This is a genomic window from Enterococcus gilvus ATCC BAA-350, from assembly GCF_000407545.1.
GTDB lineage: Bacteria > Bacillota > Bacilli > Lactobacillales > Enterococcaceae > Enterococcus_A > Enterococcus_A gilvus.
Genome location: NZ_ASWH01000002.1, coordinates 546,428 through 559,452, shown reverse-complemented (window position 1 = coordinate 559,452; position 13,025 = coordinate 546,428). Strand labels below are relative to the sequence as shown.

The window sequence follows — 13,025 nt, the reverse complement described above, 5'->3', positions numbered from 1 at the left end:
GCATGGAGGAACTCAATAAACAGCCAGAAAACAAGCGGAAACGACTGTTGTTACTTTTGCTTCTGTTGTTATTGTTGAGTGTTGGCGGCTATTTCGTCTATCAGCACTTTAACCAACCAGATACACCTGTGACCGTGGTCAGCGGTGAATTTTTACCAGACGGGAAAGACGCTTCAAAAATCTCGGAAAAAGAACTTCAAAACATGGCTCAGAAAAAAGTCGACGCGAGTCAATTCAATATGGTGATCGCGCCAACCGCAACAGTCGATCAAGACATGACAAGCGAACTATTCATTCAGAATCCGGCGCACAATGGTCATCCCATCAATGTCGAAATTCGTTTAAAAGGGTCAAATGATTTGGTTTATACCTCGGGGGCGATGCAACCGGGTTATGAAATAAAAGGAGCAACCTTAGAAAAAAAATTGGAGAAGGGGGAACATCAGGCAACTGCACTCTTTAGTATTTATGACGATACTACCAAGGAAAAACGCGGCCAAGTCGCGGCAGCAATCACATTTCATGTAGAATAATACCATTTGGAAGGAAGATGAGAGATGAAAAAATTTATCAGTTTAGTAGCGTTATCAAGTTTGATGTTTTTAGCAGTACCAGTAGGAGCGACGGATATTGTTGGAGAAGAATCCGGCGAAATTCCGATCAACGGAACTTTAGGGATGGACAATACAGATGAAGAAGCAAAAATCGTTGAAGGCGAAGATTCATGGATCAATGTCACATTGCCGACAGAAACGATTTTCTATAGTACGAATACTAAAGCAAACGCGCCGATCAAATCACCAGACTACACGATCACTAATAATTCAGGACGTCCAGTGGACATCAAATTCAGTAAATTGACTAAAGACGCGGGTTCAAGCACTACTGATGTAGATTACGACGTGTCATTACGAGGATTTACTACAAATCCTGCTATCATCACTGGTGGTGAAGAGGTTGATCAATCAGGTTCCCCTACGACGATTCATCGATTAGCCAACAGTAAAGGAAAATTATTAGAAGGAGATACGGACGGTTTAAATCTGAATACAGTGACTTACGGCTATGAAGGAACGGTCAATGAAGAATTAGCTGCTACCGTCAATCATAACTTTGATATGACACTTGAATTTGAGTCTGTTGGCTGGTAGTCAAAGGATAATTTCGGGAGGCCATGCAGATGAATGATACGATCAAAGTTACAGGGACCTTGAACATGCCTGTTGAGTCGTCTGTTCCAGAGCCTGAGGCTGCTTCCCCCAGTTCAAAACCTAAAGAAGTGATCCACGCGACTATGCGAAATGAGTATTACTCTCAAACAGGCGAAAGAATGGAAAATGAGTTTTTGATCTTAGGAATTCTGCTGATCTTACTTGCAATCGTTATTTATATGAGACAGCAGTTGAAGAGTGAAGCTCAATAGATAAATTAATAAAAAAACAGCTGGGCCAATGAGTGGCTCAGCTGTTTTTGTCATTCTTATCGTAAATTCGAGAAAGCACCGAATTTGGTCAAGAGTTCGTCAAAGCCTGGGACAGTTTCTTCGCGGTTCCAGTCTCGTTGCAATTCACAGGCGAGCTGGGCGATCGAAGTCAGTTGTGCACCGGCTTGTTCGACACGGCGCAACGCCGTTTCGTGGGCAATTGGGGAAGTTCCGCCAACGGCATCAACGATTGGATAGACTTCGTAGCCTTCCTTTAAAGCGTCTAATGTTGGGAACGTCAAGCAAGCTTCTGTCCATAGGGCTAAGATCAAGATTTTTTTGCGGCCGGTCGCTTTGATGGCTTCGTTGTATTCTTTGTCTTCCCATGCGTTGATCGAGCTGCGGTCGTAAGAAGGAACGTCTTCTCCCACGGCTTTTTTCAGTACAGGGATCGTATCTGTGTTCCAGCCTTTTTCAACGTTGACGGTTGAAAGGACGATCGGAATATTATAAAGTTTCGCCAGTTCGATCGCGATCTCCGTGTTGCGGATCAGCTCTGAACGGTTCATCGAATTAATGGAATTGATTTGGGTCGGTTGATAGTCGATCACGGTCAATACTGTATTATCAGGTGAGAGTAGCTCGTCTTCTGTTCGTTTTGCATAACTTGTCATTCTATCCACTCCTAATTTTTATTGAGGCCGTCATTTTTCCTTGTAGAAAATGAGGCACAGCCTGTTTTTGACACACCCATTGTAACGCGGAATGGTGAAAAGCACGAAGATTTCGTTTTGTTAGGAAGTGGGCAAAGCGTCTAGAAAACGTCTTGCGGCATTGGAGAACACCTGCTTCTTTTTCCAAATAATACTGATTTTTGCCGTCAGTTCAGGCGCCAGAGGAACGAATACCAAGCCGTTATTTTCTGTGGGAATGATCCCATCGAGGCAAAAAGCGACCGTCGTGCCTTCTTTTACGAACAACGACGCGTTATACAGCAAATTGTAGCTGCCGGCGATCTTAAATTGACTCAAATTGCCGCCGAGCCATTCGGAAAGCTGGTGATTCACCATGGTTTGACTAGAAACCAGTAAGGAGTGGTCCTTCAAGTCACTGGGAAATACCCTTTCTTTTTTTGCCAGCGGATGGAAGTCATTGACCAGCACGCCCCAGCGGTCTGAAACAGGAAGAGCAAGGTATTCGTATTTTTGCTTTTCCACCGGATCGATCACCAAGCCAAAATCCAGCAGTCCTTTGTCGAGTTTATCCTTCACATCGTCCGCATTGCCGCTGTACATCTCAACTGTGATGTCAGGATACGTGACCATCAGCTCGTTTAAGGTCTTGACCAAGTAGCGGAAGGCGGGCGTCTCGCCGCCACCGATTCGGATGGTTCCGCCGATCACGTCATTTTTCTTCAGGTTTGAGGTGGTCGTGTCCACGAGGGAGAGGATCTCTTGCCCGCGGTTTCGCAAGTAGATGCCGTCTTCCGTGAGCGAAATCTCGCGATTGCCGCGGATAAATAATTGGACGCCTAACTCCTCCTCCAGCTCTTTTAATTGTTTGGAGAGGGTGGGTTGGGATAAATGCAGCACCTCTGCGGCCTTACTGATTGTTTTTTCCTTCGCGACAGTCATAAAATAGGTCAAAACACGAATATCCATTTATTTCCTCCTATAGCTAAAAGCGATAGTTAGCTATTCTATATAAGTATTAGTCATCACTAGTATAGCGAAGTATACTGGACTCAGCAAGTAAAGGGAGGATGATTCGGATGGAACAGGCATTTTTGGCGAAAATCCAAGGCATGGAGATTTTACCTGGCTCCGAAGTGTATGAGGACATTCATAAATTAAAAGCCGATAATGAGCGGCTCGTCATGGAGATGAACGGCGCTTACCATACGCAGAGGGAGCTGCGAGAGTGTTTAGAAAAGATCACTGGAAGCACCATTCATGACTCAGTCACCATTTCTCAACCGTTTTACACGGATTTCGGCAAGCATATCTCCTTTGGGAAGGATATTTTTATCAATCAGAATGTGATGTTTGTCGATTTAGGCGGGATCGTGATTGAGGACCATGTGCTGATCGGTCCCATGTGTCGGATCATTTCGGTGAATCATCTCACGGACCCGAAAAAACGCCGCGGCTTGTCTGTTGCGTCAGTAAAGATCGAAGAAAATGCTTGGCTGGGCGCCAATGTGACGGTTTTACCCGGTGTGACCGTGGGAAAAAACGCGATCGTGGCAGCGGATTCGACAGTCACAAAGGATGTGCCGGAGAATGTGATCGTTGCAGGATCACCAGCCAGAATCATCAAAGAAATAGCTTTTCAGTGAGTTTCCCACAAAATTTAAAGGAAGGTGGGGAATATCGGATGTCTATTTTGCGAGTGATTTTGTTATTTTATATAACACTGGCAGCCCTGACTGCTTGCGCAAAACCTTCTGTCGATACTGCCTCGATTTCCAGCAATGACACCCAGTGGACAATGAATGGGCATCCGCTACAAATAGAACTGGAGGATACGGAAGCTAGTTGGCAGTTGTCAGAGGTTTTGCCCGATCAATTCGTGATGCAGGATTTGAACGGGAATGAGAAGTATTATACACTCCCGAAACGTTTGCCGACGAGTGAAACGCAAGTCGAAAGGATTGAAGCAGGAGACGTGATGTTGTACGGTAATAGGACCCTCGTTGTCTTTTACCGCTGCTTTTCAACCAATTATTCCTACACACGAATCGGTCGGGTGAAGAATAACGAAAAGTTAGCGGATCAGCTAGGCAAAGGGGACGCAATGGTGGAACCACGCAGTGATGAAAGGAAGGAATAAGTATGTTAAAAGAGACGTATACGTTAACGAATGGAGTAGAAATTCCTAAGATCGGGTATGGAACCTGGAAAATCGCGAACGACCAGGCGACTGAAAAAGTGCTGGAAGCAATTGAAGCAGGCTATCGCCACATTGACACGGCACAGGCTTATGGCAATGAAGCAGGCGTCGGCGCAGCGATCAAAAAAACAACGGTACCAAGAGAAGAGCTGTTCCTCACCACCAAGCTTGCGGCAGAAATCAAAGAGTATGACGGTGCGGTGAAGGCCATCGATGACTCACTGAAAAAATTAGGCGTAGATGTTATTGACCTAATGATCATTCACAGTCCGAAACCTTGGGCAGAATTTCATGGCGAGGAGCACTATTTTGAAGGAAATCTCGCGGCTTGGCGTGCACTAGAAGAAGCCTATCAAGCAGGAAAATTGCGTGCCATCGGCGTCTCCAACTTTGAGATTGTCGACTTGGAAAATCTATTAAAACATTCTAAAACCAAGCCCGCGGTGAATCAGTTGCTTGCCCATATTGGTCAAACCCCATTTGATGTCATCGAGTTTTCCCAGAAGCAGGAGATTCTTGTCGAAGCCTATTCACCCATCGCCCATGGGGCGATGCTGAAAAGCAAGACAATCACTGCTTTAGCGGACAAATACAAGGTCTCCATTCCGCAATTGGCGATTCGCTACTGCTTACAGCTGGGTCTGTTGCCATTACCAAAAACGGAAAATCCAGCGCACATGAAGAACAACGCCGAGGTAGATTTCGAAATTTCCGATGAGGACATGGAAAAATTAGCTCGTGTAACAAGCGATTTTGATTATGGCAAGAATAACGACATGCCTGTCTTTCGCAGAGTTTTAGGATAACAAAAAAGCGTCTGTCTCTTACACGAGGCAGACGCATTTTTTTGTTATTTAATGAGTCTTAGGCGGTAGGCAAAACGATCCGTTGATTCGTCACAGGATCAATAATGTCCTCCAATTGAAAACGATCATTTTCGTAGGTCAAGTCGAAAATCGTGCAATTCGGGAAGGGGCGCACCAACACGTGCTCGTCTCCAGACCAGACGGATTGAAGAAAGCTTACACAGGCGCCATTATGAGAGACGGCGAGCACTTTTTGATGATCCTCTTGGCTCATAATATGATGCAAGGCCTGCGTGACGCGCCTTTGAACATCTAAGGTCGATTCTCCACCGAATTGCAGATAAAAGGATTCAAAATACGCTTTTCCTTCCGGCTGTAAAAACTGCTGCTCCCCCTCGAAAGAACCGAAGTTCATCTCCTTCAGCTCTTTCAACCGCTGATAGTTTTTACTGTCAGTAACCAGCTCCAAGGTGTCACAGGCCCGCTCTTGGGTCGAAGCATAGAGGTGATCAAAGTGGATACCGGTCTCTTTAAAATAACTTTTTGCCCGCAACGCTTGCTGGATACCATTTTCAGTCAAGGGCGAATCACAAGCTCCTTGCACTTTTTTTAATTGATTAAAAAGCGTCTCCCCGTGACGCATCAAATATAATTTCTTTTTCATGATATCCTCCTATTGTTCACTCTCTCCATACTATCAAATTAAAGATGGAAGCGCATCACAAAGTTGGCAAAGGCCGCTCTATAGCACAGAAGCCGGCAGCTTTAAGAGTTTCAAGGACTCCTCCAATAGCTGATCTAATGCCTGCTGATCCGTCATTTCTGGTGTCTCGTTCCATTTCCACAAGGCGGGATAGCCCTTGGTATTTTGACGATTGTTCGGTGAATAGACGGCACCTCCTTGGGCATGGGGATCTGTTGCTGCATAGAGCGTGGGCAATGCACCTTCTGCGGCACTTTGTCGGATGCTGGGGAATACCCGAAACAAAAGCGCCCCCATGCGCATTGCGGTGGAGGTGGAGGTGGCCCCAGCGTTTTTTGTCACTAGATTGGTTGCGGCAACACCAGGATTTGCCGCCATCATTGTGATGGGGTACCTTTTTTCGGTGAAGACTTGGTCTAGCTTGCGAGCGATTTGCGCTTGCGCTAGTTTGGTCTCTAAGTAAATGGTCCAAGCGCTGTAATTGTGGCCATCTACATTGGTCAAATCGATCTTAGGATGACCAGCCGGCAACGACGTCAAATTCACGACACGAGCGGCCTCGCTCCGCTTCAAAAGAGCCAAAAGCTGGATGGTCAAATAAAGTCCGCCTAAATAGTTTGTAGCCCACATCATTTCGAACCCGTCCACGGTGACAGATCGTTCCGCCGGCATCATCAAACCAGCGCTATTGATCAGAATATCTAGACGATCAAGGGGACTATCTTCGCTGAATTTCTTGATGACAGCTAAGCTGCTCAAATCCAACGTGTGGTAATAAATATGGCGGTTTCCTGTAGCTTCGATCAGATGATCCCTGGCGTCTTGACCTCTTTGCGCATTTCGTGCGGAGAGATGGACCTCCGCACCCTTTTCAGCTAATGCTCTGGCTGCTTCAAGACCGATGCCGCTGCTTCCACCGCTAATTAAAGCGATTTTTCCAGTCAAATCAGGGATGTCCTTTGTTGTCCAATGAGTTTTTGGTTGCTGATACGTTGTCATAAATAGTCTTCCTTTCAAAAAAAAGCGATGCGCCTTTATAATTTGTACTCCTTTAGTAAGTGGTGATAATGCACAGTTGTGCATTTGAATGAAATGAATTATAGTTTATGGGCAAACAAACGAGCAATTAAAGCGGCTTGTATTTGGAAAAGATGCACAAAAAACAAAATGTGTGAAGGGGATAAAAATGAAGTCAAACAGTCGAGGATATAAGAATTTATCTCAGGAATATATTACGAAGGCTCTTTTAGCGTTAATGGAAGAAAAAGCCTATGACGAAATCAGTATCACTGAAATAACAAAAAAGGCGCAACTGGCACGAAGAACCTTTTATTTGAACTTTTCCTCGAAACAAGAGATATTAGACGGCTATCTTGAGGTCCTATTCATGGATTTTATGGATTCATTGCGTCAAACCAAGGAGGCGGACCTTTATCATAAAGCACTCGCCTATTTTAACTTTTGGGAGTCACGACGGAGGTTTGTCCTTCTCCTCGAGAAGAATCAGCTTTTTGAAGGACTGATCAAAAAATACACAGAAAAGCTGGCGGATCAGCAATACTTCAATTCGTTTAAAGATCTTGGGAAAGACCTGTCTGAAAAAGAACTCGAAATTTTGATCCTTTTTAACGCGGCGGGGCTATGGAAAATGCTGGAATATTGGGCATTAACGAACAACCAAGAATCTGCTGAAGACATGGCGCGAATCTTTTGTAAAATCGTAAGGAATGAGTAAAACAAAGTATTTTATAGAAAAAAATCTTATTAGAAAAAGAGCGTATACGCACTTTTTTCAATAAGATTTTTCTTTTTTCTTAATGGGGAACTACGAAAAAAAGAAATAGGGCACGTTTTTTTGCGTGTAGGTGGTGAAAACACTGGATTGTTCACTTGTGAAATGTGCTTTCTAGTCGACATAAAAAAATTATTGCATTGACAGCGTTTTCTATTTAGGCATAAACTCTTGGTAAGATCCGTGAGAAATAAAAGAAGGGCGTTCATGAGGACAGCCTAACTGTCCGTTTATCGATACGCATCACTCACTCCAAAGGCCAAGGAGTCTGATTGACGCCTGTTGAAAAGGACGGGTACAGAGAGAAGCCCCTTGAAGGATTCGGCTGCTGCATTCGTGAACGACGTTTCAGTTGCTTGATCCCGAGGCTTATTTCACCGATCGATTACCCATTCATACCTCTCTTGAATCAAAAAGAGAGACTTGTTTTATTGTTTTGCCTATTCTCGTCAATACCGATCCCGCCGATGAGACCCAGATGTGTTTTCACGTTCTTTGTGAACGAGGACCTCGAAGGAGAAAGGATCAGTGACGTTCGTTTTAATAAAAAGAGTCATTTTGGAAGGAGAAAAATACATGCGAAGTTTAGTTGTAATTTTTGAAAATAGTGAAGGAAAAAATCATCGATGGGTTTTGAAAGATCCAGATGTTACGAAATCACCAGAAAAGATCCGAGCAGAATTAGAGAAAATGACACGCTTGAATCTTTTTGAGAAGGACGGCGTGAAGCTGTTCCAGAAGGTGGTGAGTGCGAAATTCGTCGAAACGGTGGTGACACCGATCTTTGACGTGACTACAGATGTTGAGGAGACTGCAGAACCTCTACGTCAAGAGGAATCCGAAGCTAAATCAGTCCCACAATCAAAAGAAGGGGCGGTAGAATCAGGGATCACGATCCAAATGACGGATGAAGATGACGAAGGTCTCAAACAGATGGAGTTCGTGATCCCAGAGGGCACGGATATCGAGGCCTTGTCTGATCAGGAACTGTTAGCACTCTTTAGGGACATTTTGCCTGAAGGCGCGGAATTAGAGGAGCTGTATTACGAAGCGGAGGAAGAGCCGCCCCAAGATCCGCTAGTCGATTTGGAGACGCCAGATCTGGAAGGCGAGGCGAAAAAGGAACCCCAGACAGTGCCGGAGAATATCCCCATAACGACGCCCGAGAAGGCGAAAAAGGGCAGAAGACCGAACAAAACCAATCGAAAGCTATTGGAGCGGTTCAAAAAGCATAACTCCATGTAGCACATACGTGATCGAATCAAAATCCAACGTTGGTATTCGAGAACGCAAAAGAAAAACGTTTTATAACAAAGCCAGCAAGCGCCTTTTCATTTTGTAGGAACAGGAAAAGTCTCGCTTACGCGAAAAAGCGCTTGCACAGGCTTGATTTTCAGTGCTATAATTCAGATAAAATAAACACAAACTGGATAGTGATTGCTTTATGCAAGCTAAACCTGTTGACAAAATAACACGTGTGAAACGTGTATTTGTTGACGGGTTTTTCTTTTGGGTAAAGTAAAGACATCTAATTTTACGGAAAAGAGGAACGATACATGGTATTTCCAAAAGGGTTTTTATGGGGCGGCGCAACGGCTGCCAATCAATGTGAAGGCGGCTGGAATGAAGGCGGCAAAGGCGAGAGTATCCCTGACCATATGCGGGCAGGCGGGCTGCATAAACGACGGGTCATGACAGAGGAGATCGATCCGCAAGGCTATTATCCGAACCATGAGGGTATCGACTTTTATCATCGCTACAAAGAAGACATTGCACTATTTGCGGAGATGGGCTTCACTGTTTTTCGCTTGAGTATCGCCTGGTCACGGATTTTTCCGAAGGGGGACGAGACGGAACCGAATGAAGAGGGACTGGCCTTTTATGATCAGGTTTTTGACGAATGTCGGAAGCATGGGATCGAGCCGTTAGTGACCATTAGTCATTTTGAGCTGCCCTATGCGCTAGCTGAGAATTATGGCGGCTTCGCGAATCGCCAAACGATCGACTTCTTTGTTCGTTATGCGACGACGCTTTTTGAACGATACAAGGACAAGGTCAAATATTGGCTGACCTTCAACGAAATCAATTTTGGGACATTGCCATTAGGCGGGCGCAATCTTTTAGGGATCTTGGACAAGGAAGACAATGAGGAACGCCGTTATCAGGCGCTTCACCATATGTTCATCGCAAGCGCCTTGGCAGTAAAAATCGGGCATGAGATCAATCCAGAATTCAACATTGGGTGCATGCTGGCGTATATGACGATGTACCCGTTGACGTGTAAACCGGAGGACGCATTGGCAAATCAGGAATTGGTTAAAAAGCTAAACTGGTTCTGCGGCGATGTTCAAGTCAAAGGAAAATATCCGTATTATATGAAGCATTATTTTGAAAAGCAGAATATTCATCTGGAATTCGCAGCAGACGATGAAAAGATTTTACGAGAAGGCACGGTCGATTTTTACACATTCTCCTATTATATGACTAGCTGCGTGACGGCAGACCTTGATGAAAACGGAGATCGCGTGGGCGGTAATTTATTCGGCGGCGTGAAGAACAACTATTTGGAAACCAGCGAGTGGGGCTGGCAAATTGATCCTGTCGGTCTGCGCTTCACCTTGAATGAATTGTACGATCGTTATGAGATTCCCTTAATGATCGTGGAAAACGGGCTAGGGGCTGTCGATCACGTGGAAGAAGACGGCACGATCCATGATAGCTATCGCATCGAGTATTTCCGACGCCACATCGAGGAGATGGGTAAAGCGATCGAAGACGGCGTCGATTTGATCGGCTATACGCCTTGGGGCTGCATCGATCTCGTTTCTGGCGGGACAGGCGAAATGTCGAAACGCTACGGCTTCATTTATGTCGATAAAAACGATGAAGGCAAGGGGACTTTTGACCGCAGCCGCAAAGACAGCTTCTATTGGTATAAAAAAGTCATCGCCAGTAATGGGGGAGAGTTGGGGTAGATGCGCTTGTCATTGACGAACAAGCGTAAAAATGGCTCGTTTTAGAAAAACAGCATAAATCAACGGATGAAAGACGAATCAATTTCCTGATTCGTCTTTTTGCTTTGGTTAAAGGAGTTAAAAGTTAGTCCGTACTTTCTAATGTATAAGAAAAAAAGTGAACTGTCTTTCGAAAGAAAACAAGATTTAGTCCTGAGAAATATGGGAGGTAGGACACTTGTCTATAGGCAAGGCTGAAAACGGTTCACTTCTTCTCGTTATGCAAAAATAAAGCGAACTGACTTAGCATTGTAGAGGGATGCGTTATCAAATATAGTGAGTGTGTAAAGCAAATGCATAAGAAAGAGGTGAGATACATGTTGCAAGAAATCATCGAAGAATCCTATATTCAATTAGATGTAGAAGCTGAAAATTTTGAAGAGGCGATCAGGAAATCATTTGATCCGTTGATAGAAAACAAGGCGGTTACAGAAACCTATGTAGAGTCAGTTATTCGAATTTATCACGAAACAGGTCCTTATATCGTAATAACTAAAAATATCGCCTTGCCTCACGCTCCAGTAGAAGACGGAGCCCAAAAATTGGGACTAGGTTTTGTAAGACTGAAGGTGCCAGTCGTTTCAGGTCATACAACGAATGATCCTGTCCGATATTTGTTTCCGCTCAGCGCTAAAGCCAGCAATGAGCACATCGAGCTACTGTCAAAATTAGCTGATTTATTGAGTAAAAAAAGTTTCATCGAATTTTTACAAAACGTATCTTCAAAGGAAGAATTCGTTCATTATTTTAACAATCAATAAGACAAACAAACTAAATTTCATCCGTTTGTCTAAAAAAGGGAGAGAAGAAGTATGTATAAAGCATTAGTCGCGTGTCGAGCAGGAGTAGGATCAAGTTTGATGCTAAAAATAAAAGTATCGGAAGTTGTTAAAATGAATAATTTTCCTATTGAAGTAGAACATTCGTCATTAGATGGTGTTCCAGGATTTGGTGGGCAAATGATCATTACTTTACCAGATGTTGCAGAAGAACTTGCACAAAAAAATCTACCATACAAATTGATTGGGATCAGTAATATCGTGGACAAAGATGAAATCAAGGCAAAATTAGAGGCAGCCTTAGCTGAATTAGGATAAAGAGGGGTTTGGGAGGGAAATAAAAAATGGATTTTTTTATTAGTTTCTTAAGTACACCAGCAGTCATGTTAGGAATGGTGGCATTCATCGGATTGGTTGCTCAAAGAAAGAGCGGGACCGAAGTATTGACGGGCACCTTTAAAACAATTATTGGTTTCTTAGTGTTTAGTGCCGGGGGATCGATTATGACGGGCGCCTTGCAAAACTTTAACCAATTATTTCAAAAAGGGTTCCATATCCAAGGAGTTGTCGCTTCACCTGAAGCGGCTACTGCGTTGGCTCAAACTGAGTTCGCATTTGTTACAAGTTGTACGTTGATCATCGGTTTCATTATGAACCTTGTAATTGCGAGAATCACACCCTTTAAAAATATTTTCTTTACAACCGGACATAGTCTATTTTTCGCGTGCGTACTATCGTTGATCTTAAAAGCGCATCATGTAGCCGATGTTCCAGCAATTATTATTGGCGGGTTATTATTAGGATTCTTCTCAGCAGCTTTGCCAGAGTTATGTCAGCCATTCATGCGCAGAATCACGAACAGCGATGCTACTGCAATTGGTCACTTCAATATGATTGGGTACGCTTTGTCGGGGTACATTGGCATGCTTTTCAGCAAGCATAAAGATAAAACTACGGAACACATCAACTTCCCTAAGTGGTTGTCTTTTTTCCGAGATTTCTTAATGGGTGTTTCAGTTGTCATGTTGATTTTGTTTTATGTATCTGCATTAAAAGCAGGACGTCCGGCTGTTGAAGAATTGGCTGGCACACAACATTGGTTAGTATTCCCATTTGTTCAAGCGTTTACGTTTACGGCGGGGATGTCGATCTTAATGACAGGTGTTCGGATGTTTCTATCAGAGATCACCGCGGCCTTTGTTTCGATCTCTGAAAAATTTATTCCAAATTCACGTCCGGCATTGGATGTGCCCACAGTCTTTCCATTCGCTCCAACAGCGGTAATCGTAGGCTTCTTGTCTTCGTACACCGCGGGATTGATCGGAGTATTTTTAATGGTTGCTCTTAAATTTCCAGTAGTTATCATCCCAGCAGCGCACATCTGCTTCTTTTCAGGCGGAACTGCGGGAGTATTCGGAAACTCCACTGGCGGGTGGCGAGGTGCTGTCGTAGGGTCATTCGTCATCGGATTGCTATTGGCATTTTTACCTACTGTTCTTTATCCACTATACGGCACATTAGGCATTGAAGGATCAACATTCCCGAATATTGATTACAACGTGATGGGAATAATGTTAGACAAAATATTGTCACTATTTGGTAGATAGAAGAAACAG

Annotated in this window: 16 protein-coding genes; 12 read left to right on the top strand and 4 right to left on the bottom strand. The window is 44.0% G+C overall.

Annotated elements, in window-relative coordinates:
- Positions 1-2 precede the first annotated feature (2 nt).
- From I592_RS17720 to I592_RS17710, 3 genes are read left to right on the top strand one after another with little or no spacing between them, the layout of a single operon-like run.
- A complete protein-coding gene (locus I592_RS17720) occupies positions 3-533 on the top strand; it encodes a hypothetical protein (protein ID WP_010779200.1) in 531 nt (176 codons plus the stop codon).
- A gap of 24 nt (positions 534-557) precedes the next feature.
- Entirely contained in the window at positions 558-1,151 is a 594-nt protein-coding gene (locus I592_RS17715; RefSeq protein WP_010779201.1) for a hypothetical protein, read from the top strand.
- 29 nt (positions 1,152-1,180) lie between these two features.
- Positions 1,181-1,423, top strand: a complete 243-nt coding sequence (locus I592_RS17710) for an LPXTG cell wall anchor domain-containing protein (RefSeq protein WP_010779202.1) — start codon at positions 1,181-1,183, stop codon at positions 1,421-1,423.
- Between the two features lie 56 nt (positions 1,424-1,479).
- Here I592_RS17710 and I592_RS17705 read toward each other — a convergent pair whose 3' ends face one another.
- A complete protein-coding gene (locus tag I592_RS17705; protein ID WP_010779203.1) occupies positions 1,480-2,097 on the bottom strand; it encodes an isochorismatase family protein in 618 nt (205 codons plus the stop codon).
- Between the two features lie 120 nt (positions 2,098-2,217).
- A complete protein-coding gene (locus tag I592_RS17700; protein ID WP_010779204.1) occupies positions 2,218-3,084 on the bottom strand; it encodes a LysR family transcriptional regulator in 867 nt (288 codons plus the stop codon).
- Positions 3,085-3,194: 110 nt separating this feature from the next.
- Here I592_RS17700 and I592_RS17695 point away from each other — a divergent pair, with 110 nt between their 5' ends.
- From I592_RS17695 to I592_RS17685, 3 genes are read left to right on the top strand one after another with little or no spacing between them, the layout of a single operon-like run.
- A complete protein-coding gene (locus I592_RS17695; protein WP_010779205.1) occupies positions 3,195-3,761 on the top strand; it encodes a DapH/DapD/GlmU-related protein in 567 nt (188 codons plus the stop codon).
- Between the two features lie 38 nt (positions 3,762-3,799).
- Entirely contained in the window at positions 3,800-4,255 is a 456-nt protein-coding gene (locus tag I592_RS17690) for a cyclophilin-like fold protein (RefSeq protein WP_010779206.1), read from the top strand.
- Between the two features lie 2 nt (positions 4,256-4,257).
- The gene (locus tag I592_RS17685; protein ID WP_010779207.1) at positions 4,258-5,121 is read left to right on the top strand and encodes an aldo/keto reductase; all 864 of its coding nucleotides are present in this window, start codon (positions 4,258-4,260) and stop codon (positions 5,119-5,121) included.
- A gap of 58 nt (positions 5,122-5,179) precedes the next feature.
- Here I592_RS17685 and I592_RS17680 read toward each other — a convergent pair whose 3' ends face one another.
- Both I592_RS17680 and I592_RS17675 read right to left on the bottom strand, forming a co-directional pair.
- Positions 5,180-5,785: a histidine phosphatase family protein gene (locus tag I592_RS17680; RefSeq protein WP_010779208.1), complete on the bottom strand. Its 606-nt coding sequence runs from the start codon at positions 5,783-5,785 to the stop codon at positions 5,180-5,182.
- Between the two features lie 78 nt (positions 5,786-5,863).
- Entirely contained in the window at positions 5,864-6,823 is a 960-nt protein-coding gene (locus I592_RS17675) for an SDR family NAD(P)-dependent oxidoreductase (protein WP_010779209.1), read from the bottom strand.
- A 187-nt stretch (positions 6,824-7,010) separates the two neighbouring features.
- Between I592_RS17675 and I592_RS17670 the strand changes: the two genes are divergently transcribed.
- The 6 genes from I592_RS17670 to I592_RS17645 all read left to right on the top strand — a co-directional run bounded on the left by I592_RS17670 (position 7,011) and on the right by I592_RS17645 (position 13,016).
- Entirely contained in the window at positions 7,011-7,559 is a 549-nt protein-coding gene (locus tag I592_RS17670; protein WP_010779210.1) for a TetR/AcrR family transcriptional regulator, read from the top strand.
- 633 nt (positions 7,560-8,192) lie between these two features.
- Positions 8,193-8,861, top strand: coding sequence for a DUF2922 domain-containing protein (locus tag I592_RS17665; protein WP_010779211.1), 669 nt, complete (start codon positions 8,193-8,195; stop codon positions 8,859-8,861).
- Between the two features lie 311 nt (positions 8,862-9,172).
- Complete coding sequence (locus I592_RS17660; RefSeq protein ID WP_010779212.1) at positions 9,173-10,591, top strand: 6-phospho-beta-glucosidase; 1,419 nt, start codon at positions 9,173-9,175, stop codon at positions 10,589-10,591.
- Between the two features lie 356 nt (positions 10,592-10,947).
- Entirely contained in the window at positions 10,948-11,391 is a 444-nt protein-coding gene (locus tag I592_RS17655; RefSeq protein ID WP_010779213.1) for a PTS sugar transporter subunit IIA, read from the top strand.
- 51 nt (positions 11,392-11,442) lie between these two features.
- Positions 11,443-11,727 (top strand): PTS sugar transporter subunit IIB, encoded by a 285-nt coding sequence (locus I592_RS17650; RefSeq protein ID WP_010779214.1) that lies wholly within the window; start codon positions 11,443-11,445, stop codon positions 11,725-11,727.
- Positions 11,728-11,753: 26 nt separating this feature from the next.
- Entirely contained in the window at positions 11,754-13,016 is a 1,263-nt protein-coding gene (locus I592_RS17645; protein WP_010779215.1) for a PTS ascorbate transporter subunit IIC, read from the top strand.
- The last annotated feature ends 9 nt before the right edge of the window (positions 13,017-13,025 follow it).

Excerpts from the sequence above, each read along its gene's own strand:
- I592_RS17715 (WP_010779201.1), top strand. The coding sequence starts at position 558 with ATGAAAAAATTTATCAGTTTAGTAGCGTTATCAAGTTTGATGTTTTTA.
- I592_RS17655 (WP_010779213.1), top strand. The coding sequence starts at position 10,948 with ATGTTGCAAGAAATCATCGAAGAATCCTATATTCAATTAGATGTAGAA.
- I592_RS17660 (WP_010779212.1), top strand. The coding sequence starts at position 9,173 with ATGGTATTTCCAAAAGGGTTTTTATGGGGCGGCGCAACGGCTGCCAAT.
- I592_RS17650 (WP_010779214.1), top strand. The coding sequence starts at position 11,443 with ATGTATAAAGCATTAGTCGCGTGTCGAGCAGGAGTAGGATCAAGTTTG.
- I592_RS17690 (WP_010779206.1), top strand. The coding sequence starts at position 3,800 with ATGTCTATTTTGCGAGTGATTTTGTTATTTTATATAACACTGGCAGCC.
- I592_RS17710 (WP_010779202.1), top strand. The coding sequence starts at position 1,181 with ATGAATGATACGATCAAAGTTACAGGGACCTTGAACATGCCTGTTGAG.
- I592_RS17720 (WP_010779200.1), top strand. The coding sequence starts at position 3 with ATGGAGGAACTCAATAAACAGCCAGAAAACAAGCGGAAACGACTGTTG.
- I592_RS17705 (WP_010779203.1), bottom strand. The coding sequence starts at position 2,097 with ATGACAAGTTATGCAAAACGAACAGAAGACGAGCTACTCTCACCTGAT.
- I592_RS17645 (WP_010779215.1), top strand. The coding sequence starts at position 11,754 with ATGGATTTTTTTATTAGTTTCTTAAGTACACCAGCAGTCATGTTAGGA.
- I592_RS17685 (WP_010779207.1), top strand. The coding sequence starts at position 4,258 with ATGTTAAAAGAGACGTATACGTTAACGAATGGAGTAGAAATTCCTAAG.
- I592_RS17695 (WP_010779205.1), top strand. The coding sequence starts at position 3,195 with ATGGAACAGGCATTTTTGGCGAAAATCCAAGGCATGGAGATTTTACCT.
- I592_RS17675 (WP_010779209.1), bottom strand. The coding sequence starts at position 6,823 with ATGACAACGTATCAGCAACCAAAAACTCATTGGACAACAAAGGACATC.
- I592_RS17665 (WP_010779211.1), top strand. The coding sequence starts at position 8,193 with ATGCGAAGTTTAGTTGTAATTTTTGAAAATAGTGAAGGAAAAAATCAT.
- I592_RS17670 (WP_010779210.1), top strand. The coding sequence starts at position 7,011 with ATGAAGTCAAACAGTCGAGGATATAAGAATTTATCTCAGGAATATATT.
- I592_RS17700 (WP_010779204.1), bottom strand. The coding sequence starts at position 3,084 with ATGGATATTCGTGTTTTGACCTATTTTATGACTGTCGCGAAGGAAAAA.
- I592_RS17680 (WP_010779208.1), bottom strand. The coding sequence starts at position 5,785 with ATGAAAAAGAAATTATATTTGATGCGTCACGGGGAGACGCTTTTTAAT.